This window comes from Methylobacterium sp. Leaf99 (assembly GCF_001422375.1).
Lineage (GTDB): Bacteria > Pseudomonadota > Alphaproteobacteria > Rhizobiales > Beijerinckiaceae > Methylobacterium.
Map to the genome: position 1 here is coordinate 842,501 of NZ_LMMU01000001.1, position 24,866 is coordinate 867,366.

20 protein-coding genes are annotated in these 24,866 nt (G+C 71.2%); 14 read left to right on the plus strand and 6 right to left on the minus strand.

Annotated elements, in window-relative coordinates:
- Window positions 1-43 precede the first annotated feature (43 nt).
- The 6 genes from ASF28_RS03865 to ASF28_RS03890 all read left to right on the plus strand — a co-directional run bounded on the left by ASF28_RS03865 (window position 44) and on the right by ASF28_RS03890 (window position 6,336).
- Window positions 44-1,129 (plus strand): glycosyltransferase family 4 protein, encoded by a 1,086-nt coding sequence (locus tag ASF28_RS03865; protein WP_056091161.1) that lies wholly within the window; start codon window positions 44-46, stop codon window positions 1,127-1,129.
- Window positions 1,130-1,133: 4 nt separating this feature from the next.
- On the plus strand, window positions 1,134-2,273 hold the full coding sequence (locus ASF28_RS03870; RefSeq protein ID WP_056087892.1) for a glycosyltransferase: 1,140 nt from the start codon (window positions 1,134-1,136) through the stop codon (window positions 2,271-2,273).
- Between the two features lie 30 nt (window positions 2,274-2,303).
- Entirely contained in the window at window positions 2,304-3,374 is a 1,071-nt protein-coding gene (locus tag ASF28_RS03875; RefSeq protein WP_056087897.1) for a glycosyl transferase, read from the plus strand.
- Window positions 3,375-3,597: 223 nt separating this feature from the next.
- Window positions 3,598-4,656 carry an endonuclease/exonuclease/phosphatase family protein gene (locus tag ASF28_RS03880; RefSeq protein WP_056087900.1) on the plus strand — a complete coding sequence of 353 codons (1,059 nt, stop codon included), beginning with the start codon at window positions 3,598-3,600 and terminating at the stop codon, window positions 4,654-4,656.
- 73 nt (window positions 4,657-4,729) lie between these two features.
- Window positions 4,730-5,488, plus strand: coding sequence for a PIG-L deacetylase family protein (locus ASF28_RS03885; RefSeq protein ID WP_056087903.1), 759 nt, complete (start codon window positions 4,730-4,732; stop codon window positions 5,486-5,488).
- On the plus strand, window positions 5,485-6,336 hold the full coding sequence (locus ASF28_RS03890) for a glycosyltransferase family 2 protein (protein WP_056087908.1): 852 nt from the start codon (window positions 5,485-5,487) through the stop codon (window positions 6,334-6,336). Before ASF28_RS03885 ends, ASF28_RS03890 begins: the two co-directional genes overlap by 4 nt.
- Before the next feature lie 289 nt (window positions 6,337-6,625).
- Here the strand turns inward: ASF28_RS03890 and ASF28_RS03895 are convergent, their stop codons facing one another.
- Entirely contained in the window at window positions 6,626-7,519 is an 894-nt protein-coding gene (locus ASF28_RS03895; RefSeq protein WP_056087911.1) for a LysR family transcriptional regulator, read from the minus strand.
- A 96-nt stretch (window positions 7,520-7,615) separates the two neighbouring features.
- On the opposite strand from ASF28_RS03895, the gene ASF28_RS03900 reads away from it, so the two are divergent.
- Together ASF28_RS03900 and ASF28_RS03905 are read left to right on the plus strand one after the other, a co-directional pair.
- Window positions 7,616-8,743, plus strand: a complete 1,128-nt coding sequence (locus tag ASF28_RS03900; protein ID WP_056087913.1) for an aldo/keto reductase — start codon at window positions 7,616-7,618, stop codon at window positions 8,741-8,743.
- A gap of 298 nt (window positions 8,744-9,041) precedes the next feature.
- Window positions 9,042-10,193, plus strand: coding sequence for a glycosyltransferase (locus tag ASF28_RS03905; protein ID WP_056087915.1), 1,152 nt, complete (start codon window positions 9,042-9,044; stop codon window positions 10,191-10,193).
- Here ASF28_RS03905 and ASF28_RS03910 read toward each other — a convergent pair.
- Window positions 10,180-11,727: a GMC family oxidoreductase gene (locus ASF28_RS03910; RefSeq protein ID WP_056087918.1), complete on the minus strand. Its 1,548-nt coding sequence runs from the start codon at window positions 11,725-11,727 to the stop codon at window positions 10,180-10,182. The genes ASF28_RS03905 and ASF28_RS03910 overlap by 14 nt on opposite strands.
- Window positions 11,724-13,145: an alpha/beta hydrolase gene (locus ASF28_RS03915; protein ID WP_056087922.1), complete on the minus strand. Its 1,422-nt coding sequence runs from the start codon at window positions 13,143-13,145 to the stop codon at window positions 11,724-11,726. The genes ASF28_RS03910 and ASF28_RS03915 overlap by 4 nt, the downstream gene beginning before the upstream one ends.
- Before the next feature lie 190 nt (window positions 13,146-13,335).
- On the opposite strand from ASF28_RS03915, the gene ASF28_RS03920 reads away from it, so the two are divergent.
- Complete coding sequence (locus ASF28_RS03920) at window positions 13,336-15,426, plus strand: prolyl oligopeptidase family serine peptidase (protein ID WP_056087924.1); 2,091 nt, start codon at window positions 13,336-13,338, stop codon at window positions 15,424-15,426.
- 42 nt (window positions 15,427-15,468) lie between these two features.
- On the opposite strand, the gene ASF28_RS03925 is transcribed toward ASF28_RS03920, so the two are convergent.
- A complete protein-coding gene (locus ASF28_RS03925; protein WP_056087928.1) occupies window positions 15,469-16,266 on the minus strand; it encodes a lytic murein transglycosylase in 798 nt (265 codons plus the stop codon).
- Window positions 16,267-16,627: 361 nt separating this feature from the next.
- Between ASF28_RS03925 and ASF28_RS03930 the strand changes: the two genes are divergently transcribed.
- The 3 genes from ASF28_RS03930 (at window position 16,628) to ASF28_RS03940 (ending at window position 19,830) form a co-directional block, all read left to right on the plus strand.
- Window positions 16,628-17,242 (plus strand): phosphatase PAP2 family protein, encoded by a 615-nt coding sequence (locus ASF28_RS03930; RefSeq protein WP_056087930.1) that lies wholly within the window; start codon window positions 16,628-16,630, stop codon window positions 17,240-17,242.
- 175 nt (window positions 17,243-17,417) lie between these two features.
- A complete protein-coding gene (locus ASF28_RS03935) occupies window positions 17,418-18,317 on the plus strand; it encodes a transporter (RefSeq protein WP_082475983.1) in 900 nt (299 codons plus the stop codon).
- A 919-nt stretch (window positions 18,318-19,236) separates the two neighbouring features.
- Complete coding sequence (locus tag ASF28_RS03940; protein WP_056087934.1) at window positions 19,237-19,830, plus strand: PAS domain-containing protein; 594 nt, start codon at window positions 19,237-19,239, stop codon at window positions 19,828-19,830.
- Window positions 19,831-20,066: 236 nt separating this feature from the next.
- Here the strand turns inward: ASF28_RS03940 and ASF28_RS03945 are convergent, their stop codons facing one another.
- Complete coding sequence (locus ASF28_RS03945; protein WP_244474878.1) at window positions 20,067-20,744, minus strand: GntR family transcriptional regulator; 678 nt, start codon at window positions 20,742-20,744, stop codon at window positions 20,067-20,069.
- Window positions 20,745-21,199: 455 nt separating this feature from the next.
- Here ASF28_RS03945 and oxc point away from each other — a divergent pair, with 455 nt between their 5' ends.
- Both oxc and frc read left to right on the plus strand, forming a co-directional pair.
- A complete protein-coding gene (gene oxc, locus ASF28_RS03950; RefSeq protein WP_056087940.1) occupies window positions 21,200-22,948 on the plus strand; it encodes an oxalyl-CoA decarboxylase in 1,749 nt (582 codons plus the stop codon).
- A 342-nt stretch (window positions 22,949-23,290) separates the two neighbouring features.
- The gene (frc, locus tag ASF28_RS03955; RefSeq protein ID WP_056087942.1) at window positions 23,291-24,565 is read left to right on the plus strand and encodes a formyl-CoA transferase; all 1,275 of its coding nucleotides are present in this window, start codon (window positions 23,291-23,293) and stop codon (window positions 24,563-24,565) included.
- Between the two features lie 10 nt (window positions 24,566-24,575).
- On the opposite strand, the gene ASF28_RS22915 is transcribed toward frc, so the two are convergent.
- The gene (locus ASF28_RS22915) at window positions 24,576-24,746 is read right to left on the minus strand and encodes a hypothetical protein (RefSeq protein WP_200912640.1); all 171 of its coding nucleotides are present in this window, start codon (window positions 24,744-24,746) and stop codon (window positions 24,576-24,578) included.
- Window positions 24,747-24,866 lie beyond the last annotated feature (120 nt).

The window sequence follows — 24,866 nt, forward strand, 5'->3', positions numbered from 1 at the left end:
CCCCGGCTTCCTGGCCGCGCCCAGCCGCCGTGTTTCCAGCCCCGTGAAGATCGCCATCATCGCGCATCTCAAGTTCCCGATCGCCCAGCCCTTCTCGGGCGGCCTCGAGATGCACACGCACTTCCTCGCCAGCGCCCTGCGGGCGCGCGGCCATTCGGTGACACTCTACGCGTCGGAGGGCTCGCAGGCCGACCTCGGCCTCGTCGCGGTGTGCCCGCCCACCGGTACTGCCTTCGACGCGGCGTCGGCCCTGGCGATCGACCGCCTCGAAGGTCAGGCCTACGAGACCATCATGGACGCCGTCGCCCGGGGCGGCTTCGACATCGTCCACAACAACAGTCTCCATCCCCTGCCCCTGCTGCGCGCGCCCGAGATCGGGGCCACGATGGTGACGGCCCTTCATACGCCGCCGTTCGAGCCCTTCTGCGAGGGCGTGCGGGCGCGGGCCTACGACATGACCTTCGCGGCCGTGTCGGATTCCCTGGCGGCGGAGTGGTGCGACGTGATCCCCCGGCCGCTGCTCATCGGCAACGGGATCGACCTCGACGCCTTCGCCTTCAATCCCCGGCCCAAGGACCCGCCCCACGCCATCTGGACCGGGCGCCTCGTTCCCGAGAAGGGGCCGCACCTGGCCATCGACGCGGCCCGCGCCGCCGGCCTGCCCCTCGTCTTCGCCGGCCCGCGTAGCGATCCGGCCTATTGGGACAGCATGATCGCCCCGCGCCTCGGCCCGGACGTGACCTATCTCGGCCACCTCTCCCATGCCGACCTCGCCCGTCGCGTCGGTGAGGCCCACGTCACCCTGTGCAGCCCGCGCTGGGAGGAACCGTTCGGCCTGGTGGTGGCCGAATCCCTCGCCTGCGGCACGCCCGTGGCGGCCTTCGGGCGTGGCGCGATCCCCGACATCCTCGACGGATCGTGCGGCGTGCTGGCGAAGGCCGACGATGTCGCCGACCTCGGCCGGGCCGTCGCCGAGGCCATCGGCCTGGAGCGTCAGGCCTGCCGGCGCCGGGCCGAGCAGCTGTTCGACGCCAACATCATGACCGATCGCTACGAGGCGCTGTACGCGGAGGAAATCCGCCTGGCCGCGCCGAGCCCGCTGCGCGCCCACCTCCTCGACGAGGCCTGAGTCGGTGTTGGCCGATCCCGGAGCCCTGTCGCGGGCCGTCGTCTGCGTGCCCGCCCGCAACGAGGCCGCGATCCTGTCCCGGCTGATCCGATCCCTCGACGCGCAGGCGGGCGCCGGCCCGGAGACCCCGCTGCGGGTGCTGGTGCTCGCCAACAACTGTACCGATGAGACCGTCCCGGCCCTGCGCGCCCTGGAGCGCGACGGCATCGGGGGGAACCTTCGCCTGCGGGTGGTGGAGGCGCGGATCGCACCGCCGGAGGCCCATGTCGGCACCGCCCGGCGGATGGCCCTGGACGCCGGAATTGCCTGGCTCCGTGACGAGGGCGTCGTCGACGGCGTCCTCCTCAGCACCGATGCCGACGCCGTCGCCCTGTCCGGCTGGGCGCTCGCCAACCTGCGGGCGCTCGAGGGCGCCGACCTCGTCGGCGGCCGCCTGGTCATCGATCCCGAGGCCGAACGCCCCGATCCGGACCTGGCCGATCTCCATGCCCGGATCGAGCGCTACTGGGTCGGCGTGCGCGCCCTGGAAGATCTCATCGACCCGCCGCCGCACGATCCGGCGCCGCGCCACGGCGACCACGTCGCGGCGAGTCTGGCCCTCCGCGTCGATCTCTACGAATCCGTCGGCGGCCTGCCGGCCCTGGCCTGCGGCGAGGACAACGCCCTGGTCTCCCTTGTCCGCCGAGCCGGCGGGCGGGTGCGCCATTGTCCGGCCGTCTCCATCGCTGTCTCCGACCGGGCCGCCGGGCGGGTGGAGGGCGGCATGGCCACGGAGATGCTGCGCCGATCCCGCGTCGCCGGGGGCCACGAGAGCTACCGCCTTCCGCCGGCGGATCACTGGCGCGCTCTGATCGAGCGCCGCCGCGACTGGCGTCTCGCCTGGGAGGCCGGGCCGGACTGGCCCGCCGCCCTGCGCCGCCTCGGGATCGACGCAGGGATTGTCGGGGCGATGGTCGCCGAGGTCGCGGACGAGCCGTGCCCCAACGCCATCGCGTTCGTCGAACGCCTCGCGGCGCGGGTCGGGGAGCCCGGCCCGGAGCCGGCCCCCCAGCCCCTCGACGACGTGCTCGCCGACCTCGAAGCCCTGCGGCTGAAGCTGGCCCGGCGGGGCGGAGACCTCGCCATGGCGGCGCCGGCGGCATGATCGAACACCGGGCATGATCGGACACCGGGCATGACCCGCCGGCCCATCGGCTACTATGTCCATCATCAGGGCGCCGGGCACGTGGCGCGGGCGCGCCTTATCGCCCGTGCCCTCGACCGGCCCTGCACCCTCCTCGGCACGTTCCACGCGGTGGATCCCGGCGTCGCGTCGGTCCTCGACCTGCCCGACGACCGCATCGGCGAAGGCTTCGACGGGCGCGACCATGCGGCGACCCGACCCCTGGCGTTCCACTACGCGCCCCTCGGCATCGACGGACTTCGCGGCCGCATGGCGCGGATCGCCGCCTGGGCGGCGGCCGCCGATCCCGTCCTCATCGTCGTCGACGTGTCCGTGGAAATCGCCCTGTTCGCCCGGCTCCTGTCGGTTCCGACTCTGGTGGTGCGGCTCCCCGGCGATCGCACGGACGCCCCCCACCTCGAGGCGTTCCGCGGCGCGGAGCGCCTGCTGGCGTTCTTCCCCGAAACCCTCGACGGCGGGGCGAACCCCGACTGGGTCCGGGCCAAGACCGAGCATGTCGGCTTCCTCGCCGCCGAACCGACGGGCGACCGACCGGCGGAGGACGGCTCCCTCGTCGTCGTCTACGGACGCGGCGGGGCGGGTGGACACGGTGCCGATCTCGCGGCGGCGGCGCGCGCGGTGCCGGAGCGGCAGTGGCATGTCCTCGGCCCCGTCGCGGACGTGCCAAGCGCGATGCCGGCGAATCTCCACCTGCACGGCTGGGTCGGCGAGATCGGTCCCCACCTCGACCGGGCCGCCCTGGTGATCGGCGCTGGCGGCGACGGCCTCGTCTCGGGCGTCGTCGCGCGGGCCAAGCGCTTCGTCTGCATCCCCGAGCCGCGGGCTTTCGACGAGCAGGTCGCCACCGCGCGGGCGCTGGCGGCGCTGGGGGCGGCGATCCACCGCCCAGCCTGGGGACCACCGGAGGAGTGGCCCGCCCTGGTCCGGGCCGGCCTCGCCCTCAACCCGGCACGGATCGCGTCCCTCGGCCGGGGCGACGCCGCGGGGCGCGCCGCCCGCCTGATCGGCGCCATGGCCGATGGGCTCGACCCCGGGGACCGGGCGCCGCGATGCGTCGGGTGACGCGCTCGGTTGAAGCTCGGTGAACCTGTCGGATCGGTGCCCATGGACGGGAACGCGGCACCGCTCCGGCCCCGAACCGTCGCACGCCTGCCCTTCGACGCCCCGAACGGCCGCCCATCGGCGCCCGGCGTCGATTCCTTGCCCTGCATCCGGCACCATCGCCGCCGGTACGGCGTTGCGTCGGTCTTGGCCATGGTCGGCTTGGCGATAGAGGAGTGCGTGCGTGGCGGGATCGGCTTGGATATGGGCCCTCAAGGGAGCCGGGTGGCTCCTCGTAGCCGCGACCCTGATCCCGTTCATGCGCAGCGACGCCGGCTTCGTCCGGACCTTCGACTTCCCGCGCCTGCAGGTGGCGGTGGGAATCCTCCCCGTGCTCGCCTTGCTCCTCATGTTCGGCCGCGACCGGACGGGGCTCGCGCTCCTCGTCGCGCTGGCCGCCTGCCTCGCCTACCAGCTCCACAAGATCCGCCCGTTCACGCCGCTCCACGCACCGCAGGCCGTGGCGGCCACGGACGCCGAGTGCCGGGTCGACGCCCGGGTGTCGGTCCTCATCGCCAATGTCCTGCAGGACAACGACGACCACGAAAGCCTGCTGCGCCTCGTGGCGCGGCACGATCCCGACCTCATCCTCGTGCTCGAAACGGATGCGCACTGGCGCGACGCGTTGAGCCCCCTGACGGCGCGCTACCCCCATCGGGTCGAGCAGGCCCAGCCCAACACCTACGGGCTGCTGTTCTACGCCAAGCTGCCCCTCGAGAACCCGGAGGTCCGGTTCCTCCTCGAGGACGACGTGCCGTCGATCCGCACGGGCGTGGTCCTACCGTCGGGCGAGCGCTTCACGTTCTACGGCGTGCATCCGCGCCCGCCCCATCCCGGCCAGAGTTCCGCCCCGCGCGACGCCGAACTGGTGATGATCGCCCGCGAGGTCCGCGAAGCGAACGGACCCGCCGTGGTGGCGGGCGACCTCAACGACGTCGCCTGGTCGCGCACCACCACCTTGTTCCAGCAGATCAGCGGCCTCCTCGACCCCCGCATCGGCCGGGGCCTCTACCCGACCTTCAACGCGAAGTGGCCGCTCCTGCGCTGGCCCCTCGACCACGTGTTCTTCAGCGACGATTTCCTCCTCGGCCACCTCGAGCGGCTGCCGTATATCGGCTCCGATCACTTCCCGATCCTCATCTCCCTGTGCCGCTCCGACACCGCCCCGAAGGTGCAGGACGCCCCCGAGGCGACCGCCGCGGACATGAAGGCCGGGCGCGAGGCCATCGAGGCGGTGAAGTAGGAGCCGACGGCTTGATCTCCCCGGCCACATCGGTGATGCCGGAGCCCGTCTTCGCCCGATCCACGAGGCCCCCATGAACGTCGAAGCGTTCCTCGCCGCCGCCGGGCGCCTGCCCGTCGCCCCCCTCGATACCCTGGTGGGGACCAAGGGCCTCGTGGTGGTCGCCCCCCATCCCGACGACGAGAGTCTCGGCTGCGGCGGCCTCATCGCCGAGGCCCGGCGCCTCGGGCGTGCGGTTCGCCTCGTGGTGGTCACGGACGGGTGCGGCTCGCACACCCATTCCGCCCTCTACCCGCCCGAGCGGCTGCGGGCGCTCCGCGAGGACGAGACCCGCGCGGCGGTGGCGGAACTCGGCCTCGCGCCCGAGGACGTGCGCTTCCTGCGCCTGCCCGACGCCCATGCGCCGAGCGCCGGCCCGCAGGCCGAGGCCGCCGCCGCCGCGATCCTCGACGAGGCGGAGGCCTGCGACGCCGGCGCGGTCTTCGTCACCTGGGGCCACGACCCCCACTGCGATCACAAGGCCTCGGCCGCCATCGTCGGACTGGCGCAGGCCCTGCGGCCGGCGCTCCCCGCCTTCGCCTATCCGGTCTGGGGCTGGACCCTGCCGCCGGGGACGGAGGTCGGCGACGCCCCGGAGGGCTACCGCCTCGACGTCTCGGCGCACCGGCCGGCGAAGGCGAAGGCCGTGGCGGCCCACCGCTCGCAGACCACGGACCTCATCCACGACGATCCCACGGGCTTTCGCCTCGCCCCCGAGATGCTGGCGCATTTCCAGGGGCCGCACGAGATCTTCCTCCGCATGAAGCCGGTCCCGGGGGCGTCCCGGCCGTGAGCGCCAGCGTCATTACCCTCAACAAGGGCCGCGACGCCCACCTCGCCCGCCTCCTCGAAGGGCTGGCGAAGGGACCGATCCCGCGCGAGTGCATCGTGGTCGAGATGGGGGCCGAGCCCCCTCCCCTGCCGGATTACGGTTTTTCCGTTTGCCGCGTCGTCCTCGATCTGCCGGGTTTGCCGCTTGCCAAAGCCCGCAACGCCGGACGCCGCGCGGCCTCGGGCGAACACCTCGTCTACCTCGACGTCGACTGTATCCCCTCGGCCGATCTGGTGGACAGCCTCGACGACGATCTCGCCCAGGCCGACGGCCTCGTCTGCTGCGAGGTGCGCTACCTGCCGGCCGGCGCCGTCGCGGACGGCTGGACGCAAGGCCGCTTGCACGAAGCCGGCCAGCGACACCCGGTCCGGGTATTCCCCAGGTCGGGCCTCGAACCCACCAACAATCCGGGCCTGTTCTGGTCCCTCGCCTTCGGCGTGCGCGCCGCCACCTTCGACCGCCTCGGCGGCTTCGACGAGGCCTTCGACGGCTACGGCGCCGAGGACACCGACCTCGCCTTCCGCGCCGCCGCCGCCGGGGTGCCGGTGCTGCTCACCGCCCGCGGCGAGGCCTACCACCAGCATCACGCCGCCTGCGACCCGCCGCTCCAGCACTTTGACAGCATCGTCGCGAACGCCCGCCGCTTCCACGCCCGCCACGGCCTCTGGCCCATGGACGGCTGGCTCGACGCCTTCGCGCGCCGCGGCCACGTTTCTTCGGAGTGGCGCGCCGACGGCTTGACCGTGCTGCGCGCGCCCTCCCCCGCCGAGATCGCGGCGGCGCGGGTGGCGTCGGAGAGCCCGTTTTGAAGGGGCCCTCAGCGGTCGCGTAATCTGAAGCGGGTCCGGACACGTCTGCTTTCTGGCAGTCCAATCGAATTGGCTCCAGTGAGCGATAGCGGCCGGACGCGGGTCGGTGGGTTTCGGCCAGAACCTGACTTGAGCGGCCGCCCATTCAGAACCGATCGAATGGCACAAATCGACCCGACCTCGCCGTTCCACCGCTTCTCGCGGCTGCCGAATAGCCGTCGGAGTGCCGCGTGGCGAGACGACCACGCTGCCGTCGTCGGAAACCGCGACGGCGACCGAACGGACCAAGTCATGTCTCCACCCAACGCAAGGCGTCGATCAGGGCACGAAGCGCCGGTGTCGCCTGCTGGCCCGGATGGTAGAGGTGGTAACCGGGAAAGGGCGTGCACCAGTCCTTCAGAACCTGCACGAGGTGACCCGCCGCGATGTCGGCGGCCGCATCCTCCTCCAGCATGTAGCCGAGTCCGGCACCGGCCCGCACGGCGGCCCCTGCCAGGGCCGCATCGTCGACGGTGAGTTGACCACCCACGCGAACGCGCACGTCCCGGCCGTCGCGGGCGAACTCCCACGGCAGCAATCCACCGCCGCCGACCAGCCGGTAGTTTACGCAGTTGTGCGCCTCCAGGTCGGCCGGCGTCCCGGGCCGGGGATGGCGGGCGAAGTAGGCGGGTGTGCCGACTACGACCGTGCGCAGGTCCGGCCCCAGGCGCACGGCCACCATGTCGCGCTCCACCGTCTCGCCGAAGCGGATTCCGGCATCGAACCGATCCGCGACGATGTCGGTCAGGCGATCGTCGATGACGACCTCGACGGAGACGGCCGGATGATCGAGGAGGAAGCGCGGCAGGACCGGGTCGAGGACGTGGCGCGCGGCCGAGGAGAAGGTTGTCAGCCGCAACGCGCCGGATGGCTCGCCGCGCCAGTCGGCGAGCGCCGCAAGCCCGCTTTCGACCTCCGCCAGCGCCGGGGCCAGCGACCGCATGAGCCGCTCGCCCGCCGGCGTCGGAGCGACGCTGCGCGTGGTGCGCGCGAGCAGCCGAACCCCGAGCCGTTCCTCCAGCCCCCGCACGGCATGGCTGAGCGCTGACGGGGACAGGCCGAGTTCGGCCGCCGCACGCGTGAAGCTGCGGGTGCGCGCCACCCTTGCGAAGGCCGCCAGATCGTCGAGTGTGGCCCGTCGCATTCCTGAAACCCGCTCATAAGCCCATGCCGATGATAGGGGCTAATTCGCCACGAAGAGCGGCGCTATCCTGCGTGAAATCAGCAGGGATATGCAACAATGGATCTCACGCAATACCGCACGCTCGGCCGCTCGGGCCTTGCGGTCAGTCCGCTCGCCCTGGGCACCATGACCTTCGGCACGGCGCGCTGGGGGCTGGACGAGGCCGGCAGCCGCGCCGTGTTCGACGCCTATCTGGAGCGGGGCGGCAACTTCGTGGACACGGCCGACGTGTACGCGGGTGGCACGGGCGAGGCGATGCTCGGGCGCTTTGTCAGCGAGCGCGGTTTGCGCGACCGGATCGTCCTTGCGACCAAGTCGGGGTTCGCCACGGGCAACGGGCCGCACGCGGGCGGCAACGGTGCCAAGCACGTCCACGCGGCGCTGGAAGGCTCCCTGCGCCGCCTGCAGACCGACTACGTCGATCTCTACTGGGTGCATGTCTGGGACGGGGTCACGCCGGCCGAGGAGTTGCTGGAGACCATGGCCGGTCTCGTGCGCGCCGGGAAGATTCGCTATTGGGGCTTGTCGAACACGCCCGCCTGGTACGTCGCCAAGCTCGCGACGCTGGCTGCCCTGCGTGGGCTGCCGGGGCCGATCGCGCTGCAGTACTTCTACGCGCTCGTGAACCGAGAGGTGGAGGACGAGCACATCCCCCTCGCCGCCGAGTTCGGCTTGGGGCTGGTGCCGTGGTCGCCGCTCGCCTACGGGCTGCTGAGCGGCAAATATGACCGCGCGGCCGTGGAGGCGGCGGGTCCGCGTAAGGGCGGCCTGCCGAAGGATGCGGCGCAGTCTGGCGCGATGCGGTCCGCCGACGACAAACGGCTCGACGGGGCCAATCCGTTCGGCGATAGCCTGTTCACGCCGCGCAACTGGACCATCGTCGAAGGGGTGCGCCGGGTGGCGGAAGACATCGGGCAATCGCCGGCCCGCGTCGCGCTCGCCTGGGTGATCGGACGATCTGCGGTGGCCTCGACGCTGATGGGCGTGAGCCGGCCGGCGCAGGTGGTCGACAACATCGCCGCCCTCGATGTCGTGCTTTCTGCGGAGCATCGCGCAGCGCTGGATGCCATCAGCGCGCCGGCGGAGCCGCGCCTGATCTACGGCCTGTCACGACCGCCGTTGCGGCAGTCCGTCGTGTTCGGCGGCGCGCGTGTTCAGGCCCCGGGCGAGATGGCCGGAGGATAACTCTGCCTCGCCCGCCCGGTCCCGGGCGTACCCAGCTTTTATGAAGGCGACGCGCGAGCATCCGTCGGTGCAGACGTCCGGCTTCATGGACATGCAACCGAAAACCGGACGGGCAGAAGGCCAGCCCTTACGGTCATTCGGTTTAACACTGACACGTCGACCTTGGAACGGAGATCGCGCGGCCTCCTACGACCACAACGGGCGCAACCCGGCCAAGCGTTGCCATTGTTCCGCTTACCCAACCTGCTAGGCACGATTCGCGCTGCGCCGTCCGAAGCCGGCCGCCAGGAGTCTCGTCGTGCCGCCCCACTTTCCCGACACCGTCATCGCCATCCCGGTCCGCAACGAGGCCGAGCGGATCGAGGCGTGTCTCCGAGCCATCGACGCCCAAACGGACGTGGCCCCCGGCAGCCTCGGTCTCGTGCTGTTCCTGAACAACTGCACCGACGGCACTCAGGCGATCGTCGAGGCCCTGCGCCCGACCCTGTCCGTGCCGATGCGGGTCACCCACGTGGAATTCGCCGAAGCCCAGGCGGGATGGGCCCGGCGCGAGGCCATGAACGCCGCCGTCGAGTGGATCGGCCCGGTGGCGGCCGGCGGCACGATCCTGTCCACGGATGCCGACAGCCGGGTGCCGCCGGACTGGGTCGCGCGCAACCGCGCGGCTCTGCGCGCCGGAGCGGATGCCGTGGCCGGGCGGATCGAGCTCGATGCCGGCGAGGCCGCCCTGCTGCCCCCCTCCCTCCACGAACGCGGCCGCCTGGAGGATGCCTACAGCGCCGTGCTGACGGAGATCGAGGCGCGCCTCGACCCCGATCCGTACGATCCGTGGCCGTGCCACCGCACCACCATCGGCGCGACCCTGGCGGTGACCCGCGACGCCTACGTGGCGGTGGGCGGCATGCCGGCCATCGCGCTCGGAGAGGACGGCGCCTTCGTGGCCGCCCTCCTGCGCCAGGGATTTCACGTCCGCCACGACCCCAACGTGGTGGTGACGGTGTCGGGCCGCCTCGTCGGCCGGGCGCCCGGCGGCGTCGCCGACACCATCCGAGCCCGCTGCGAGAAGCCCGACAGCCTGTGCGACGCCCGCCTCGAAGCGGTGCCGCGCGCCGTGTTCCGCTACCTGTGCCGGCGCCGCCTGCGGCGCCTCCACGCCGAGGGCCGGCTTGCGGTCACCCGCGGCTGGGCCCGGTTCCTGAAGATCCCCGAGTCCGACGCCGCCCGGATCGCCGCCCTGCCGCTCCCCGGCCTCGCCGTGGCGGAAGCCGAGCGGGTCAGCCCGCGCCTCGTCTACCGGCCGCTGGGGCCGTTCGAGCTGGCCCGCCACATCCGCTTCGCCGCGATGGCCCTGGTACCGATCCGGGCGCTGACCGGACTCGCCAACCGGCGCGGCCCAGCCCCGACGCAGCGTCGCGTCGCGGCGAAGCGCGAGGTCCCTACCGGCCCTTGAGGAACGCCTCGGCCGTCCGCAAGCTGAGCGCCATGATGGTGAGCGCCGGGTTGGCCGAGAGCGAGCTCGGGAAGGTCGAGCCGTCGCTGATCCACAGGTTCGGCACCTCGAAGCTGCGGCCGAAAGGATCGACCACGGCGGTGTCGCCGTCCCGCCCCATGCGGCAGGTGCCGATGGTGTGGGCCACCCGCTCGAGCACCCAGACGTCGGTGGCGCCGGCCGCCTCCCAGATGGCCGTCATGGTCCGGGTGGCGTGGGCGTTGAGGCGATCCTCGTTGGTGCCGTAGCCGAAGCTGATATGGGCTTTCGGCACCCCGAAGGCGTCGACCTCGTCGGACAGGGTAAGGACGTTGGCATCGCACGGCAGGGTCTCGCCGTTGATGCCGATGCCGGCGATGTGGTTGTAGCGCCCGAGGTAGTCGGTCAGGGCCTGCCCCCACAGGCCGCGCCCCCGTGCCACCGAATTGCCGAAGGTGAGCGGCACCACGCCGAGACTCTGCAAGAGGTAGCCGCCCGCGAAGTCCGCGTCGCCCGGCCGCACCATGTCCTCGCTGATGATCGAGGACGGGTAGCCCCGGTTCATCCGGACCTCGCCGTCGAAGGTGCCCCAGACCTGGGTCGCGACGTGGCCCATGTAGTTGCGCCCGACCTGTCCGCTGCCGTTGGCGAGGCCGAGATGGAGCAGGAGGCGGGGCGTCTCCACCGCGCCGGCGCACAGGAACACCGCGGCGCATCGTTGCCGATGCTCCGTTCCGTCGTGCCGGTATGTGACGGCCGTGATCCGTCCCATCCCGTCGCGCGCCGTTCCGTGGACGCGGCACATGGAACGGATTTCGGCCCCGTGCGCGACGGCGAGCGGCAGGTAGGTCACGTCCATGCTGGTCTTGGCACCGTTGCGGCAGCCCTGATGGCAGAACCCGCAATTGATGCAGGCGTTTCGGGTTCCACCCCCCTCCTGGGCGAAGTCCCGCGACACCACCGCCGCCGGCGCATCGGTGGCGCGGATGCCCAATTCCTCGCAGGCCCGTGCCATGATCCGCGCGGGACCGTTGCGCGGAACCGGCGCCAGGGGGTAGCGCCGCTGCGCGTCCCATGGGTAGGATCGCGGACCCGAGACCCCGATAAACCCTTCCACACGCTCATAAAACGGCTTCAGCTCGGCGTAGTCGACGGGCCAGTCGATCCCCTCCCCCGTCTCCGTCCGGAGCTTGAGATCGCGCTGGTCGGCCCGGGGCGTGAACGCCCCCCAGTGCAGGGTCGAGCCGCCGACCCCCGTGCCGCTGTTGTTGGCCCCGAACGCCTCCGGGGTGGAGCCGCCGCTGAGGCGCTCGTCCGTCCAGTAGATCTCGTCGGCCAGGGTCTCGTCGAAGGCGAACCGCGCCGGATCGAAGTTCGGCCCCGCCTCCAGGGCGACGACCTTCAGGCCGGCCGCGGCCAGTTGCGCGAGGAGCGGCGCGCCCCCCGCCCCGGTGCCGATGACCACGGCATCGACCACCTCGTCGGTGGCGTAGCGGTGCATTGAGTCGAGATTCATCGGACGTCCGTCCCCTGAGCGGTGGGTTCCCAGGGCTCCCGGGCGTCGATCCCGAGTTCGGTGAACCCGGGCAAATGGTCGATGGTGTCGCCCCCCGCGCCGATGCCGCTGAAGCCGAGGCGTGCCAGGGCCGCCGGATGGGCGAGGTAGGTCCGCACCACGTCGCCGCGCAGATCCTCGAACCACAGCTTCATCTGCGGACCATCGAGGTCCCCATCGGCGGTCGGCAATTCGCCCTCCGCGACGGCCTTCAGCAAAGCGTCCTGGACCGGTGCCTGGAGAGCGAGGAACCCGACCGCATGGGCGGCCGAGGCGGCCAAGTCGAGGGTGCGCAGGGCCGCCGCGTAGGCGTCGGGGTCGGGTGGCAACTTCGCAAATCGCCACCCATCGCCCGTTCCGCTCGCCAGACGCGCCTCGATGCGGGCCCCGATGTCGATGCGGGGTTCCCCTAGCTGTGGCAGCACCCGATCGATCACCGCCCGCAGGAGCGCGAGTTCGACGGCGTCGAGGGCTTTCGGGCAATAGGCGGGATCGTCCGGATTGGCCCGTGTCTCCAGAGCCGCACGCAGGCGGCCGTTCACGCGCGGCGAGGCAATGAGGGCTTCATACGCCTCCGGGACCGGCACCGGCACCGGAACGGGCCCCTTCAGCTTCGCCATCGCATTGCGGACCAGATCGGCCACGGCTTCCGGCCGTTCGAGGGGCAGCAGATGGCCAGCCCCGTCGAGCACGATGTGCCGTGCATCAGCAAGGTGGGGCAGCATCAGGCAGACCTGCGCGGCGGCGCCGAGATCGGCATCCTCGGAGCCGCTGAGCACCAGGGCCGGGCACCGCAGCACACCGATGCGCCGCCTCCAGTCCTCTCGGCTGCCCGCCTCGAGCCATGCGGTCCAGGCCCTCGGCTCGGCCCGCAGCACATCGGCCACGGCGTTTGACCTGTCGGGCTCCCCGAGGGGAACACCGGTGTTCTGGTCGATGAAATCGCCGGCCTCGATGCGCCGTGTGTCCGCGTCGGCGGAGATCCAGGCCATCATCTCCCGGCGCTTGTCGTCTGACATGGGCTCGGGGCTGGGCGGTGAGCCCGCGAGGAGGATGAGGCCACCAAAGCCCGCGAGGGCTGGATCGCCATCTTCCGCCCGGCGGGCGAGGGCGAGGGCGACTTTTGCCCCCATGCTGTGCCCGGCGATCCACAGATGCGCCGGAGCCAGGGCGGCGATCCGCCCGGCGATGTGATCGGCCATGGCGGCAACGGAAGTACCGGGCACATCCGCCGCGTCGCCGAATCCCGGCAGGTCGAGGGGGACACAGGTCGCGGCCGCGCCGAGGTGTCGCGCCATGCGCTCCCATTCGCGCGCGGAACCGCCGAGGAAATGCAGGCAGACGAGGGTGGGTGGTGGGGCGGATGAAGTATGCGGCATGAAGGCGACATCGCCCTGTGCGGCGCCGCTTCAAGCGGCAGCCCCCGCGACCGCTCGCAGCACCCCGCGGGAGCAATCCGACCGCTCACGAGAGCGTCATCGCCGGCAAGCCACCCGGCCGCCCCACGCCCCCGTAGTTTTATGAACACGGGCCGTGCCTCGGCGGCCGCGTTCGCTTACCTTCAGGCCCATGACAGACCCAATCAACTCCCGCCCGGACCCACGTCCAACCCGCGACCGGCCGGACGACGATCCCTATCTCTGGCTCGAAGAGGTCGACGGCGCGGCAGCCCTGGACTGGGTCGAGGCGCAGAACGCCGACACCCTGGCGCGCTTCGCCGATGCCGCGTTCGCCCACGATCGCGAGACCGCCCGGGCGCTCATGGACCGGCCGGACCGCATCGCCATGGTGCGCCGACGGGGTGACCATTTCTACAATTACTGGAAGGATGCCGAGCATCCCCGCGGCCTGTGGCGCCGGACCACCGAGGACGATTACCGCGCCGGGACGCCCGACTGGGACGTCCTGCTGGACCTCGACACCCTGGCGGCGGCCGAGGGCGAGGATTGGGTCTGGGCCGGAGCCGACCTGATTCCCCAAACCCGCGACCGGGCCCTGCTGAAGCTCAGCCGGGGCGGCGGCGACGCCACGGTCCTGCGGGAGTTCGACATGACCGCCCGGGTCTTCGTCGGCGACGGCTTCGTCCTGCCGGAGGCGAAGGGCGGGGCGTCCTGGCTCGACCGCGACACCCTGCTCCTGTCGAGCGCCCTCGGCGAGGGCATGGCCACCCGCGCCGGCTATCCCCGCACGGTGCGCCTGTGGACGCGCGGGACCGATCCGAAGGCGGCAAAAATCCTGTTCGAGACCGCAGCGGACAACATGGGCGTCTGGGCCGGCGTCGAGCGACCGATGGGCGAGGAGCGCATCGTCATCGCCGAGCGCACCGGCTTCTTCGACGGGCATCTCCATCTGGCGCAACGCGACGGCGTCACGACCCGCCTCGATGTTCCGTCCGATGCCGAGATCCACCTCCACCATGACGGCCTCGCGGTTCAGCCGCGCACGCCGTGGAGCGTCGGGGGGCGTACCCATGCTCCCGACACGGTTCTGGCCATGGCCCTGCCGGATTTCCTCGCCGGAGGCCGGGACTTCGCCGTCCTGTGGGAGCCGAGCGAGCGGCGCGCCCTGCAGGACGTGTTCTGGTCGGGCAAGCGCCTGATCATCGGGGCCCTGGACAACCTGAGCCCGCGTTTCGGCCAGTGCGAACGGGGTCCGGCGGGCTGGAGCTACCGTCCCCTCCCCGGCCTGCCGGCCATCGGCACCGTGTCGGTCTGGCCCCTCGACGCGGAGCCGGACGAGGCCGACGGCGAACTCAGCGCCCTGGTGCAGGACCCGGTGACGCCCCCGACCCTGCTGGCGATTCCCCCCGCCCTGTCGAGCCCGACCGTCCTGCGGACTACGCCCGCGACCTTCGACGCCGCCGGCCTGCGGGTGACCCGGCACGAGGCGGTCTCGGCGGACGGTACGCGCATCCCCTATGTCCAGACCGGACCGGACGGCGTGACGGGCGACGCGCCCGTGCATCTCACCGCCTATGGCGGCTTCAAGGTCTCGGTCCTGCCGACCTATCAGGCGGTGATGGGCAAGCTCTGGCTGGAGCCGGGCGGCACCAGCGTGGTGGCCAATATCCGCGGCGGCGGCGAGTTCGGCACGGCCTGGCACGAGGCCGGACGGCGCGAAGGCAAGGCCCTGGCGCACGACGACTTCGCGGCCGTGGCGGCCGACCTCGTGGCGCGTGGCGTCACGCGACCAAACCGCATCGCCGCCGAGGGCGGATCGAACGGGGGCCTGCTCATCGCCAACATGCTGACGCACTACCCTGAGCGCTTCGGCGCCCTGTTCTGCACCATCCCGCTCATCGACATGCGGCGCTATACCAAGCTGCTCGCCGGGGCGAGCTGGATCGCCGAATACGGCGACCCGGACGATCCGGCCGATTGGGCGTTCCTCCAGGGCATCTCCGCCTATCACGCGGCGGAGGCCGGACGGCCCTACCCGCCGACCCTCATCGCCACGAGCCGCCGCGACGACCGCGTCCATCCCGGCCATGCCCGCAAGATGGCCGCCAAGCTTCAGGCGCTGGGCTACGGGACCGCGTTCTACGAGCCCGCCGCCGGGGGACACGGCTACGGCAACGACAGCACCCAGGCAGCGACCTTCATGGCCCTGGGCATCGGCTTCCTGCGCCGGTCCATCGGCTGGAATGCGCGAACGGTCTGATGGGTCGGTCCCCGGGCGCCGGTCGGCGCCCGGGGGAAAGGCTCACTGCCCGTCGATCCGGCTGCCGAGGAGCGCGATGGCCTTCTGGTAGACCGTGGCCGCGTTCCAGCCCTGGATCGCGGCGAAGTTCGGCTCGCCCGGCTGGTAGCCGGCGCCGCGCTGCCAACCATGCGCCTTGAGGAAATTCGCCGTTGCGTTCAAGGCGTTGGGGATGCTGTCGAGGCTGCCGCCGGTCCCGTAGTTCAGGACGCTTTTCGGCAGGAATTGGGTGTGGCCGACCTCGCCGTGGGCGGCGCCCCGGGTGGCGGGCGTGAGGATGCCGCGATCGACCAGGGTCAGGGCGGCGTTGAGCTGGTCGGTGAAGAAGGCCGAGCGGCGGCAATCGTAGGCGAGGGTCGCCACGGCCGACAGGGTGTTGACGTTGCCGCGCACGGCGCCGAACCCCGTCTCCATGCCCCAGATCGCCAGGAGCGGACCGGCGGGTACGCCGTAGCGCTGCTCGATGGAGGCGAACAGGGCCGCGTTCTGCTGCTTCAGGGCGCGTCCGCGGGAGACGATGGTGGTGCCGCCGCGCTTGGCGAGGAACTGATCGAGGCTGAGCTTGAAGCTCTTCTGACCGCGGTCGGCCGAGATGGTCGCCGTCGAGTAGGAGGTTCCCATCAGGGCGGCCAGGCTCTCGGCACTGGCCCGACCCCGCGCCTCGTCGGCGAAGTCGCGCTTCCAGGATTCGAAGCCCGACGCGGTGTTGCCGCAGGTCGCCGCCTGGGCCTGCCCCAGTAGACCGAGGAGGGCCGCGACGCACGCCGCACCGGAAAACTTGTGATACCCGCGTCTCGACATTCGAAAAACTCCTCACGACCCTGGGGCCGGCGATCGCGACCGATGCCGAACCCGTTCGGGCAACGCTCGGCCACCGGACGATGTCAACTCCAAGGCACCGGGGCACCTTGGCGGGGACGGGGGCGCTTTTTCGGCCCATTGTGGCGGGGAAGGCTCCCGGACGGCGGCGCGGTGAGGCGAAATCCCCGTTCCGCGCCCGGCAGCGCGGAACGGCGCATCCCCGCGTGGAACGGGGCCGCCGGTCCGTGCGGGGACGGCGCGCGCCGGTCCACCACCCCCCCGCGCCGGCGCGGCGTCCCGGCGCCGTCCCGGCGCGCGGCCGCCGCCATCGAACGCACGGACCACGGCCGCGTTGAGAGCCATGCTCGACCGTGACCGCCCCGACCCGACCCATGCCCGCCGCCTGCCCGGCGAGGCCGCCGACATCCGCCTCGGGGTCGGCCTCGCCGGGGCCAAGGACCACCCGGCCATCCGCGCCGCGGGCGCCCTCAGCGAGGTCGGCGCCTGGGAGGTGCTGTTCGCCGCGTCCGCCGCGATCTGGGCGACGGGGGCGGTGCGGGACGATCCCCGCCTGGCGGCGGCCGGCCGGCACATGCTCGGGGCCGGACTCCTGGCGAGCGCGGTGAAGACCACGATGAAGCGCCTCGTCCACCGCACCCGGCCCAACGTGCTGATGGAGACCGGCCTGTACGCCCGGGGCTGGTTCGGTCCCAACGACGGGCCGTGGCAGTCCTTCCCGTCCGGGCATGCCGCCGTGAGCGTCGCGGTGGCGCGGGCCGTCGCCCGCAACCGGCCGGGCGCACGGCACATCGCCCATGCGGCGGCGGGCGGCGTGGTGGCGGCGCAGGTCCTGCGCGGGGCGCATTTTCCGGCGGACGTGGTGGCCGGCGCCGTCATCGGCCTCGCCGCCGAAGCCGCCGTGAACCGCCTCGTCGGCCCGGTGCCGCGGGCGGCCGGACCCGCGCGCGACGGCTGACCCTCTCCCGCGGGAGGGTCGGTTCGGCACCGTCCGATGTGTGACACCCTTGCGACACCCGGCCCGCCGCGAACGGACCGGCGGGACGGAACCGGGCCCCCGGTCCGTCAACCCTGCGAGGGCTGGTTCGGCCGCGGCGCATTCCGTGCCGCGGACGGCCCTCGCGAGGCGACGCATGATCGGCAGAATCACCAAGGTCCAGCGCCGATTCGCGGCGGCTCTCCTCGGGAGCGTCGCGCTCCTGGCCCTGGGGTCGGGCGCGGCGCGGGCCGCCTCCGCGGCCCAGCCCGGCCAGACCATCGGCCTCCCCGTCGGGGCCCAGCTCCCCATCGGCCTCTACTTCGTGAACACTTCGAGCTTCGGCGTGCGGGATACGCGGCCCCTCGATTCCGAGTCCAACATCAACCTGCCGACCTTCCTGTGGGCGACGCCCTGGAGCCTGTTCGGCGCGCGGCTGAACCTGGTCGCCATCCAACCGGTCGTGGCCTCGAGCGTGCGCGGTGCGCCCTACCAGAGCGGCATCGGCGTGCCCCTCATGGCCGCCCAGCTCGCCTGGAAGCTCGGCGAGAATTTCGGCGTCAGCTACCTGTTCGGCGGCTACCACCCCGTCGAGACCCGGTTCGTGATCCAGAACGCCTCCCTGAGCCACCGCTTCGCCGCGACCTACTCGGGCGACGGCTGGAACCTCACGGCGAACCTGCTCTACGGCATCTACATCGACCCGATCTCGCCGCAGGGGGCGGTCTATCCCGACTATCTCAACCTCGACCTCACGGCGACGAAGAAGTTCGGCAAGTGGGAGATCGGCCCCGTCGCCTTCGGATCGACGGACCTGCCGACGCGGTTCCCCGGCTACCAACGCCAGGGCCAGGTCGCCGTGGGCGGCCTCGTCGGGTACAATTTCGGACCCGTGAACCTCCAGGCCTACGTCACGCAGGACGTGGTCGAGCGCAATTACGGCGGCCGGGAGACCCGCGGCTGGCTGCGCGTCATCGTGCCGATCTACAAGGAGACCACCAATTCGGCCGCCCCGTCCCCGTCGGTCACCGGTCCGGCCCGCCTCGCCGGACGGTGATCCGCCGCCGCGACGGGCTTTTCCGGGCGGCCCGCCTTCTTGCGGCAGGGCGATCGCCGAGGGGTGCTTGCGCTCGGGTCGGCCCTTGCCCGTTCGTACAGAGCGTCTGCGCGCATCCCCCTCTCCCCGCCTGCGGGGAGAGGGCCGCAGGCACCCCGTCGTGCCTGCGGCGAGCGCAGGCGAAGCCGAAGCGACGGTGAGGGGGCGATTCCGGAAGAGTCTCATCCGGATTCGCCCCCTCACCGTCGGCTGCCGCCTCGACGCGCTCCCCGCCAGGGGGGAGACGCGTCCCTAGAGTCTCATCCGGATTCGCCCCCTCACCGTCGGCTGCCGCCTCGACGCGCTCCCCGCCAGGGGGGAGACGCGTCCCTCTCCCCGCAGGCGGGGCGAGGGGATGCGCACGGGGGGCGGCGCTTCGTCGACAGCCCTTTCGGCAGCGGCTTCAGACCGTAATCATCCTCTGCGATGGCCCGGCCTGAAACGAGAGGCCCCCCATACGAGCCGTGAGCTGTCGGAAGGCCATCGCGCGGAGAGAACGCGCGCGCGTGACCGTCGACGGCCGAAGCGCGCGGGCAATGCGCCCATGTCCGGCGCGACCCGATTGCGAAACCGCGCACGAAACCTGCATTCCGCGATTCCGATCGGGGCCGGGATGTGCGAAAGTCTTCGTGGCGCGCACGAGACCATCCGCGGCATTTCGTCGGACCTGTCATGACGGGTGCACATATGTGAACGTCGCTCGGAGCGACAATGGACCGGCTGTGCTTGTGGTATTCCCTTAAGGCCTTCACGCCATAGCTGTGCCATGCGGACGCGTGGAACCAAGAGTTGCGCGCGCAATTGAAAATTGCGGATCGCACGGTTTCCCATCATGGCAAAGCGACGGCGCAAGCGCCGGAATACGATCGAAAGCCAGTCCATGGATGCCACCGCCCCTCACGGTTCCGCCGACCTCGACCGTCTCCGGGCAGTCCTCGACACCGCCTGCGTCGTCGGAACCTGGGGGTGGGATCATGTCCGCGCCGTCGTCGTCTACGACGAGGGGGCGGCGCAGATTCTCACGGGCAATCCCGACCTGGCCGGACGTGAGCTCAGCGGCCTGGGCGCCCTCGCCCTCGTCCACCCGGCCGACATGACCTGGCTCATGGAGCACATGCTCCGGGCCGTGCGCCTCGGCGGCGTGGTCCTGGCCGAGTACCGGGTGTTCGAGACGGACGGCACGGTGCGATGGCTGCTCAGCCGCGGGCGGACCTATCACGACGACGCCGGCCGGCCGCTCCGCTCGCACGGCATCCTCATCGACATCACCGAGATGCGCGACGGCGGCGAGCGCTACGTCCTCGGCACCCCGCCGCCGGCGGAGGATGCCCTGGCCCGGGCCGCGGACCTCGCCATCTCGCTGAAACAGGCGCTCAACGCCGACACCCCACCCGAGGTGACGGCGGCGGTCGATCTGCTCCTGCTCAACCTCGGCCGCGCCATCGCCCGAACCGCCGATCGCCGCTGGCATTGAGGGGTTTTTGCATCGGCCGATGGCGCGGGCGCCCTGCGCGGACGGACGGGGCATTTGCAGGTGAACCGCGACGGGCTTTCGCTCCTGTTTAGGCTGCGGGATTCACGCATCTCGCGGGAAGCGCGGGTCCCCTCTCCTTTCAGGAGAGGGGACCCGCGCTGCCGGAGCGTTGGGGGAATGCCATCACCCGCAAGCGCACCGCCCGACCGCGGAAGCCCCCGCGCCGCCGCGTCCGCTCAATCCAGGTAATCGCCGTACATCTCGACGTGACGCGCCAGCCCGAGGCCGTGTTCGCGCACGAGGCGCTCGGACAGGTCGGCGTCGCGGGCCTCGAGGGCCTCGATGATGGCCACGTGTTCCCTGATGGAATTGGCGGCGCGGTCGCCCTGGCGCAGGGCGGCGTTGCGGATGCCGCGCACGTGCATGAGCAGGTTGCTGGTGATGTCCCGGATCACGTCGCACTGGCCCAGCGAGATGATCTTCTGGTGGAAGCGGATGTTGGCGTCCGAATACTCGTCCATGTGGTCGGACGGGCGGCCCTCGTAGAATTCCGGGAAATGCTCGCGCAGGCAGGCCAGCTGCTCGTCCGTGGCCCGGGTGCAGGCGAGGCGCGCCGCCATGCTCTCCAGGGCCGACCAGGCCTGGATCATGGCGACGATCTCGCTCTTGGTCTTCTTGATCACGAACACGCCGCGCCGCGCCTCGAAGCGCACGAAGCCCTCCTGTTCGAGCACCGTCAGGGCCTCGCGCACGGGGGTGCGACTCACCCCGAGGTTCAGGGACAGCTTGCGCTCGTCCAGGCGGACTTCGTCCTTCTGGTCGTAGATGTTCATGTTGGTGATGGCTTCTTTGAGCGCATCGTAGGCCAGGGCGCGCAGGCTCGACGTGGCGACGATGGGTTTGACGTGAAACATCTCGGACTTCACCATCTTCGCACCGGAACACCTGGGACGGGCAACCTGGGACCGGCAGCTTGGCCCGATTGTCCATCGTCGTGACCATGGCAAATTCGACCTTGCGAGACAAGGACTTGCCCGGCGCCGGCGCGGGACTGTCCCGGACGGATGCGGGGGTTGCCCCCCTCTCCCGCCACGTGTTCGTGATCCGGCCGCCGCTGTCCTGAACCGGCTCCGGCGGACCCGCACCAGGGTCATCGGACACCCGTCGCTTGACGACTGGTATTTGGTATGCCAACTTTCTCGAACTGGCAAACAGCCAGGCCAGAACACTTCGCGACCCATCCGACGCCGACGCCATCGGCGCCCCGATCCCGCCCGCCACGGACCGCCCGGTTCGGTGCGGAGGGCTGCGCGAAGCCGGCCCGTGTTCGCATCCGGTCACCATAAGAACAGCCCCCAGGAGGAACCCCATGTCCGCAGCATTGGCCCCCAGCCTCGTCGACGACCACTCCGCCGTCGAGCCGGAGATCACGGACGGGTTCCACCTCGTCATCGACGCCCTCAAGCTCAACGACATCACCACCATCTACGGCGTGCCGGGCATTCCGATCACGGATCTCGGGCGCCTCGCCCAGGCCGCCGGCATGCGGGTGATCTCGTTCCGCCACGAGCAGCACGCGGGCAACGCCGCCGCCATCGCGGGCTTCCTCACCCAGAAGCCCGGCATCTGCCTGACGGTCTCGGCGCCCGGCTTCCTCAACGGCCTGACGGCGCTGGCCAACGCCACCACCAACTGCTTCCCGATGATCCTGATCTCGGGCTCGTCGGAGCGCGAGATCGTCGACCTGCAGCAGGGCGACTACGAGGAGATGGACCAGCTCGCCATCGCCAAGCCCCTGTGCAAGGCGGCGTTCCGGGTGCTGCACGCCGCCGATATCGGCATCGCCGTGGCCCGCGCCATCCGGGCGGCGGTCTCGGGCCGGCCCGGCGGCGTCTACCTCGACCTGCCGGCCAAGCTGTTCAGCCAGACCATGGACGCCGAGGCCGGGGCCAAGTCCCTGGTCAAGGTCATCGACGCGGCCCCCGCCCAGCTCCCCGCCCCCGACGCCGTCAAGCGCGCCCTGGACGTGCTCAGACAAGCCAAGCGCCCCCTCATCGTGCTCGGCAAGGGCGCCGCCTACGCCCAGGCCGACGACGCCATCCGCGACCTCGTCGAGCGCAGCGGCATTCCCTACGTGCCCATGAGCATGGCCAAGGGCCTGCTGCCCGACACCCACGCCCAGTCGGCGGGCGCGGCGCGCTCCCTCGTCCTCAAGGACGCCGACGTGGTCCTGCTGGTGGGTGCCCGCCTCAACTGGCTCCTGTCCCACGGCAAGGGCAAGACCTGGGGGGCGCCGGGCTCGAAGAAGTTCATCCAGATCGACATCGAGCCCCGCGAGATGGATTCCAACGTCGAGATCGTGGCGCCCGTGGTCGGCGACATCGCCTCCTGCGTCGCCGCGCTGCTGGACGGCATGGGCAAGGATTGGGCGGCCCCCCCCGCCGCCTGGACGGACGCGATTCAGGCCAAGCGCGACGAGAACCTCGCCAAGATGGCGAACAAGCTGCGCAAGAACGCCGCCCCCATGGACTTTCACGGGGCGCTCGGGGCGCTCAAGACCATCATCGCCGAGCGGCCCGACGCCATCCTGGTCAACGAGGGCGCCAACACCCTCGACCTCGCCCGCGGCATCATCGACATGCACAAGCCCCGCAAGCGCCTCGATGTCGGCACCTGGGGCATCATGGGCATCGGCATGGGCTACGCCATCGCGGCGGCCGTGGAGACCGGGCACCCGGTGCTCGCCGTCGAGGGCGACTCGGCCTTCGGCTTCTCCGGCATGGAGGTGGAGACCATCTGCCGGTACGAGCTGCCGATCTGCATCGTGGTGTTCAACAACAACGGCATCTACCGCGGCACCGACACCGACCCGACGGGCCGCGACCCGGCCACCACGGTCTTCGTCCGGGACGCGCGCTACGACCGGATGATGGAGGCCTTCGGCGGCGTCGGCGTCAGCGTGACGACGCCGGACGAACTCTCGCAGGCCGTGAACAAGGCGATGGATTCGGGTCGCCCGACCCTCATCAACGCGGTCATCGACCCGCAGGCCGGCACCGAAAGCGGCAACATCGGCAGCCTCAACCCGCAGAGCACCGTGCGCAAGAAGCCGGCATGAGCGAGGTTGTCCCCCCCGGGGGGCTGAACGGAACTGTCGTGCGCCATCCCCCTCTCCCCGCTTGCGGGGAGAGGACGCCGAACCCCTCGTCGGGTTCGGCGTAAGCCCGAAGGGCGAGGGTGAGGGGGCTTCACCGGATGAGCCTCCTACGGAGTCGCCCCCTCACCTTCGGCTGCCGCCTCGCTTTGCCGACGACAGGGTCGGCAAAGCCCTCTCCCCGCAAGCGGGGAGAGGGACACCACGCCGGCTCGCCCCGGGTTCGAGGCCGATGCGCTCTGGAGGGCAGCCCGACGAAACGTTGCGATCCCCGTCGATACATCGCCTCAACCCCGCGGTGAGACCATGAAAGCCCTCGAAAACATAAAAATCCTCGACTTCACCCACGTCCAGTCGGGGCCGACCTGCACGCAGCTGCTGGCCTGGTTCGGGGCGGACGTGATCAAGGTCGAGCGCCCCGGCGCCGGGGATGCGACGCGCGATCAGCTTCAGGACCTGCCCGACGTGGACAGCCTATACTTCACCATGCTGAACCACAACAAGCGCTCCATCACCCTCGATACCAAGACGCCGGAAGGCGTCGAGGTGCTGTGGCGGCTGGTGTCCGAGTGCGACGTGCTGGTGGAGAACTTCGCGCCCGGGGCGCTCGCCCGCATGGGCCTGACCTGGGAGACCATCCACGCCGCCAACCCGCGGATGATCCTGGCCTCGGTCAAGGGGTTCGGGCCGGGGGACTATTCCGAGTGCAAGGTCTACGAGAACGTCGCCCAGTGCGTCGGCGGGGCGGCCTCGACCACGGGGTTCCGCACGGGCACGCCCATGGTGACGGGGGCGCAGATCGGCGATTCCGGCACGGGCCTGCACCTGGCGCTTGGCATCGTCACCGCCCTGTACCAGCGCACCCATTCGGGGCTGGGCCAGCGGGTCGACTGCGCCATGCAGGATTCGGTGCTCAACCTCTGCCGGGTCAAGCTGCGCGACCAGCAGCGCCTCGAGCGCGGCCCCTTGCGGGAATACAGCCAGTTCGGCGAGGGGATTCCGTTCGGGGACGCCGTGCCGCGGGCCGGCAACGATTCCGGCGGCGGGCAGCCGGGGCGCATCCTGAAGTGCAAGGGCTGGGAGACGGACCCCAACGCCTACCTGTACTTCATCACGCAGGGGCCGGTCTGGGAGAAGATCTGCGACGTCATCGGTGAGCCGGACTGGAAGACCCATCCGGATTACGCGACGGCCAAGGCCCGTCTGCCGCACCTCAACGAGATCTTCACCCGCATCGAGGCCTGGACCATGGCCAAGACCAAGTTCGAGGCCATGGCGATCCTCAACGCCCTGCACATCCCGTGCGGGCCGATCCTGTCCATGAAGGAGATCGCCGAGGACCCGGGCCTGCGCGCCGCCGGCACCGTGGTGGAGGTCGATCACCCGACGCGGGGGCCGTACCTCACCGTCGGCAACCCGATCAAGCTGTCGGCGAGCCCGACGGAGGTGACGCGCTCGCCCCTGCTCGGCGAGCACACGGCCGAGATTCTTCGCGAGGTGCTCGGCTACTCGGAGAGCGAATGCCAGACCCTGGCGCGCTCCGGTGCCATCGGCGTCCCCGTGGGGATCGCCGCCGAGTAGGCGTTCCGGATCAGGCGATGCCGGCGAAGCGGCCGGCGGAGGCGGCCACGGCGGCGGCGGGCGCGCGGTCGTCGGTGCGGCGGGTGCCGGACTGGGGCGAGAGCCGGTCGGCAGCCTTGATCACCAGGAGAACCTGAAGAGCGATCAGGCTGACGGTCGAGACGATGACGGTGGTGAGCATGCGAGTTCCCCTCGGTCGATGTTGCACCGCTTCTATGCCATGGTGCAGCGCGAGTTGATATATCACATTCCTAACACCAGCCATGCTTCGCCGGCATGACTCGGCCTGCGCGGAGTCGGA

Excerpts from the sequence above, each read along its gene's own strand:
- ASF28_RS03895 (WP_056087911.1), bottom strand. The coding sequence starts at position 7,519 with ATGCGACGGGCCACACTCGACGATCTGGCGGCCTTCGCAAGGGTGGCG.
- oxc (WP_056087940.1), top strand. The coding sequence starts at position 21,200 with ATGTCCGCAGCATTGGCCCCCAGCCTCGTCGACGACCACTCCGCCGTC.
- ASF28_RS03875 (WP_056087897.1), top strand. The coding sequence starts at position 2,304 with ATGACCCGCCGGCCCATCGGCTACTATGTCCATCATCAGGGCGCCGGG.
- ASF28_RS03925 (WP_056087928.1), bottom strand. The coding sequence starts at position 16,266 with ATGTCGAGACGCGGGTATCACAAGTTTTCCGGTGCGGCGTGCGTCGCG.
- ASF28_RS03940 (WP_056087934.1), top strand. The coding sequence starts at position 19,237 with ATGGATGCCACCGCCCCTCACGGTTCCGCCGACCTCGACCGTCTCCGG.
- ASF28_RS03885 (WP_056087903.1), top strand. The coding sequence starts at position 4,730 with ATGAACGTCGAAGCGTTCCTCGCCGCCGCCGGGCGCCTGCCCGTCGCC.
- ASF28_RS22915 (WP_200912640.1), bottom strand. The coding sequence starts at position 24,746 with ATGCTCACCACCGTCATCGTCTCGACCGTCAGCCTGATCGCTCTTCAG.
- ASF28_RS03935 (WP_082475983.1), top strand. The coding sequence starts at position 17,418 with ATGATCGGCAGAATCACCAAGGTCCAGCGCCGATTCGCGGCGGCTCTC.
- frc (WP_056087942.1), top strand. The coding sequence starts at position 23,291 with ATGAAAGCCCTCGAAAACATAAAAATCCTCGACTTCACCCACGTCCAG.
- ASF28_RS03920 (WP_056087924.1), top strand. The coding sequence starts at position 13,336 with ATGACAGACCCAATCAACTCCCGCCCGGACCCACGTCCAACCCGCGAC.
- ASF28_RS03945 (WP_244474878.1), bottom strand. The coding sequence starts at position 20,744 with ATGTTTCACGTCAAACCCATCGTCGCCACGTCGAGCCTGCGCGCCCTG.
- ASF28_RS03900 (WP_056087913.1), top strand. The coding sequence starts at position 7,616 with ATGGATCTCACGCAATACCGCACGCTCGGCCGCTCGGGCCTTGCGGTC.
- ASF28_RS03910 (WP_056087918.1), bottom strand. The coding sequence starts at position 11,727 with ATGAATCTCGACTCAATGCACCGCTACGCCACCGACGAGGTGGTCGAT.
- ASF28_RS03915 (WP_056087922.1), bottom strand. The coding sequence starts at position 13,145 with ATGCCGCATACTTCATCCGCCCCACCACCCACCCTCGTCTGCCTGCAT.
- ASF28_RS03930 (WP_056087930.1), top strand. The coding sequence starts at position 16,628 with ATGCTCGACCGTGACCGCCCCGACCCGACCCATGCCCGCCGCCTGCCC.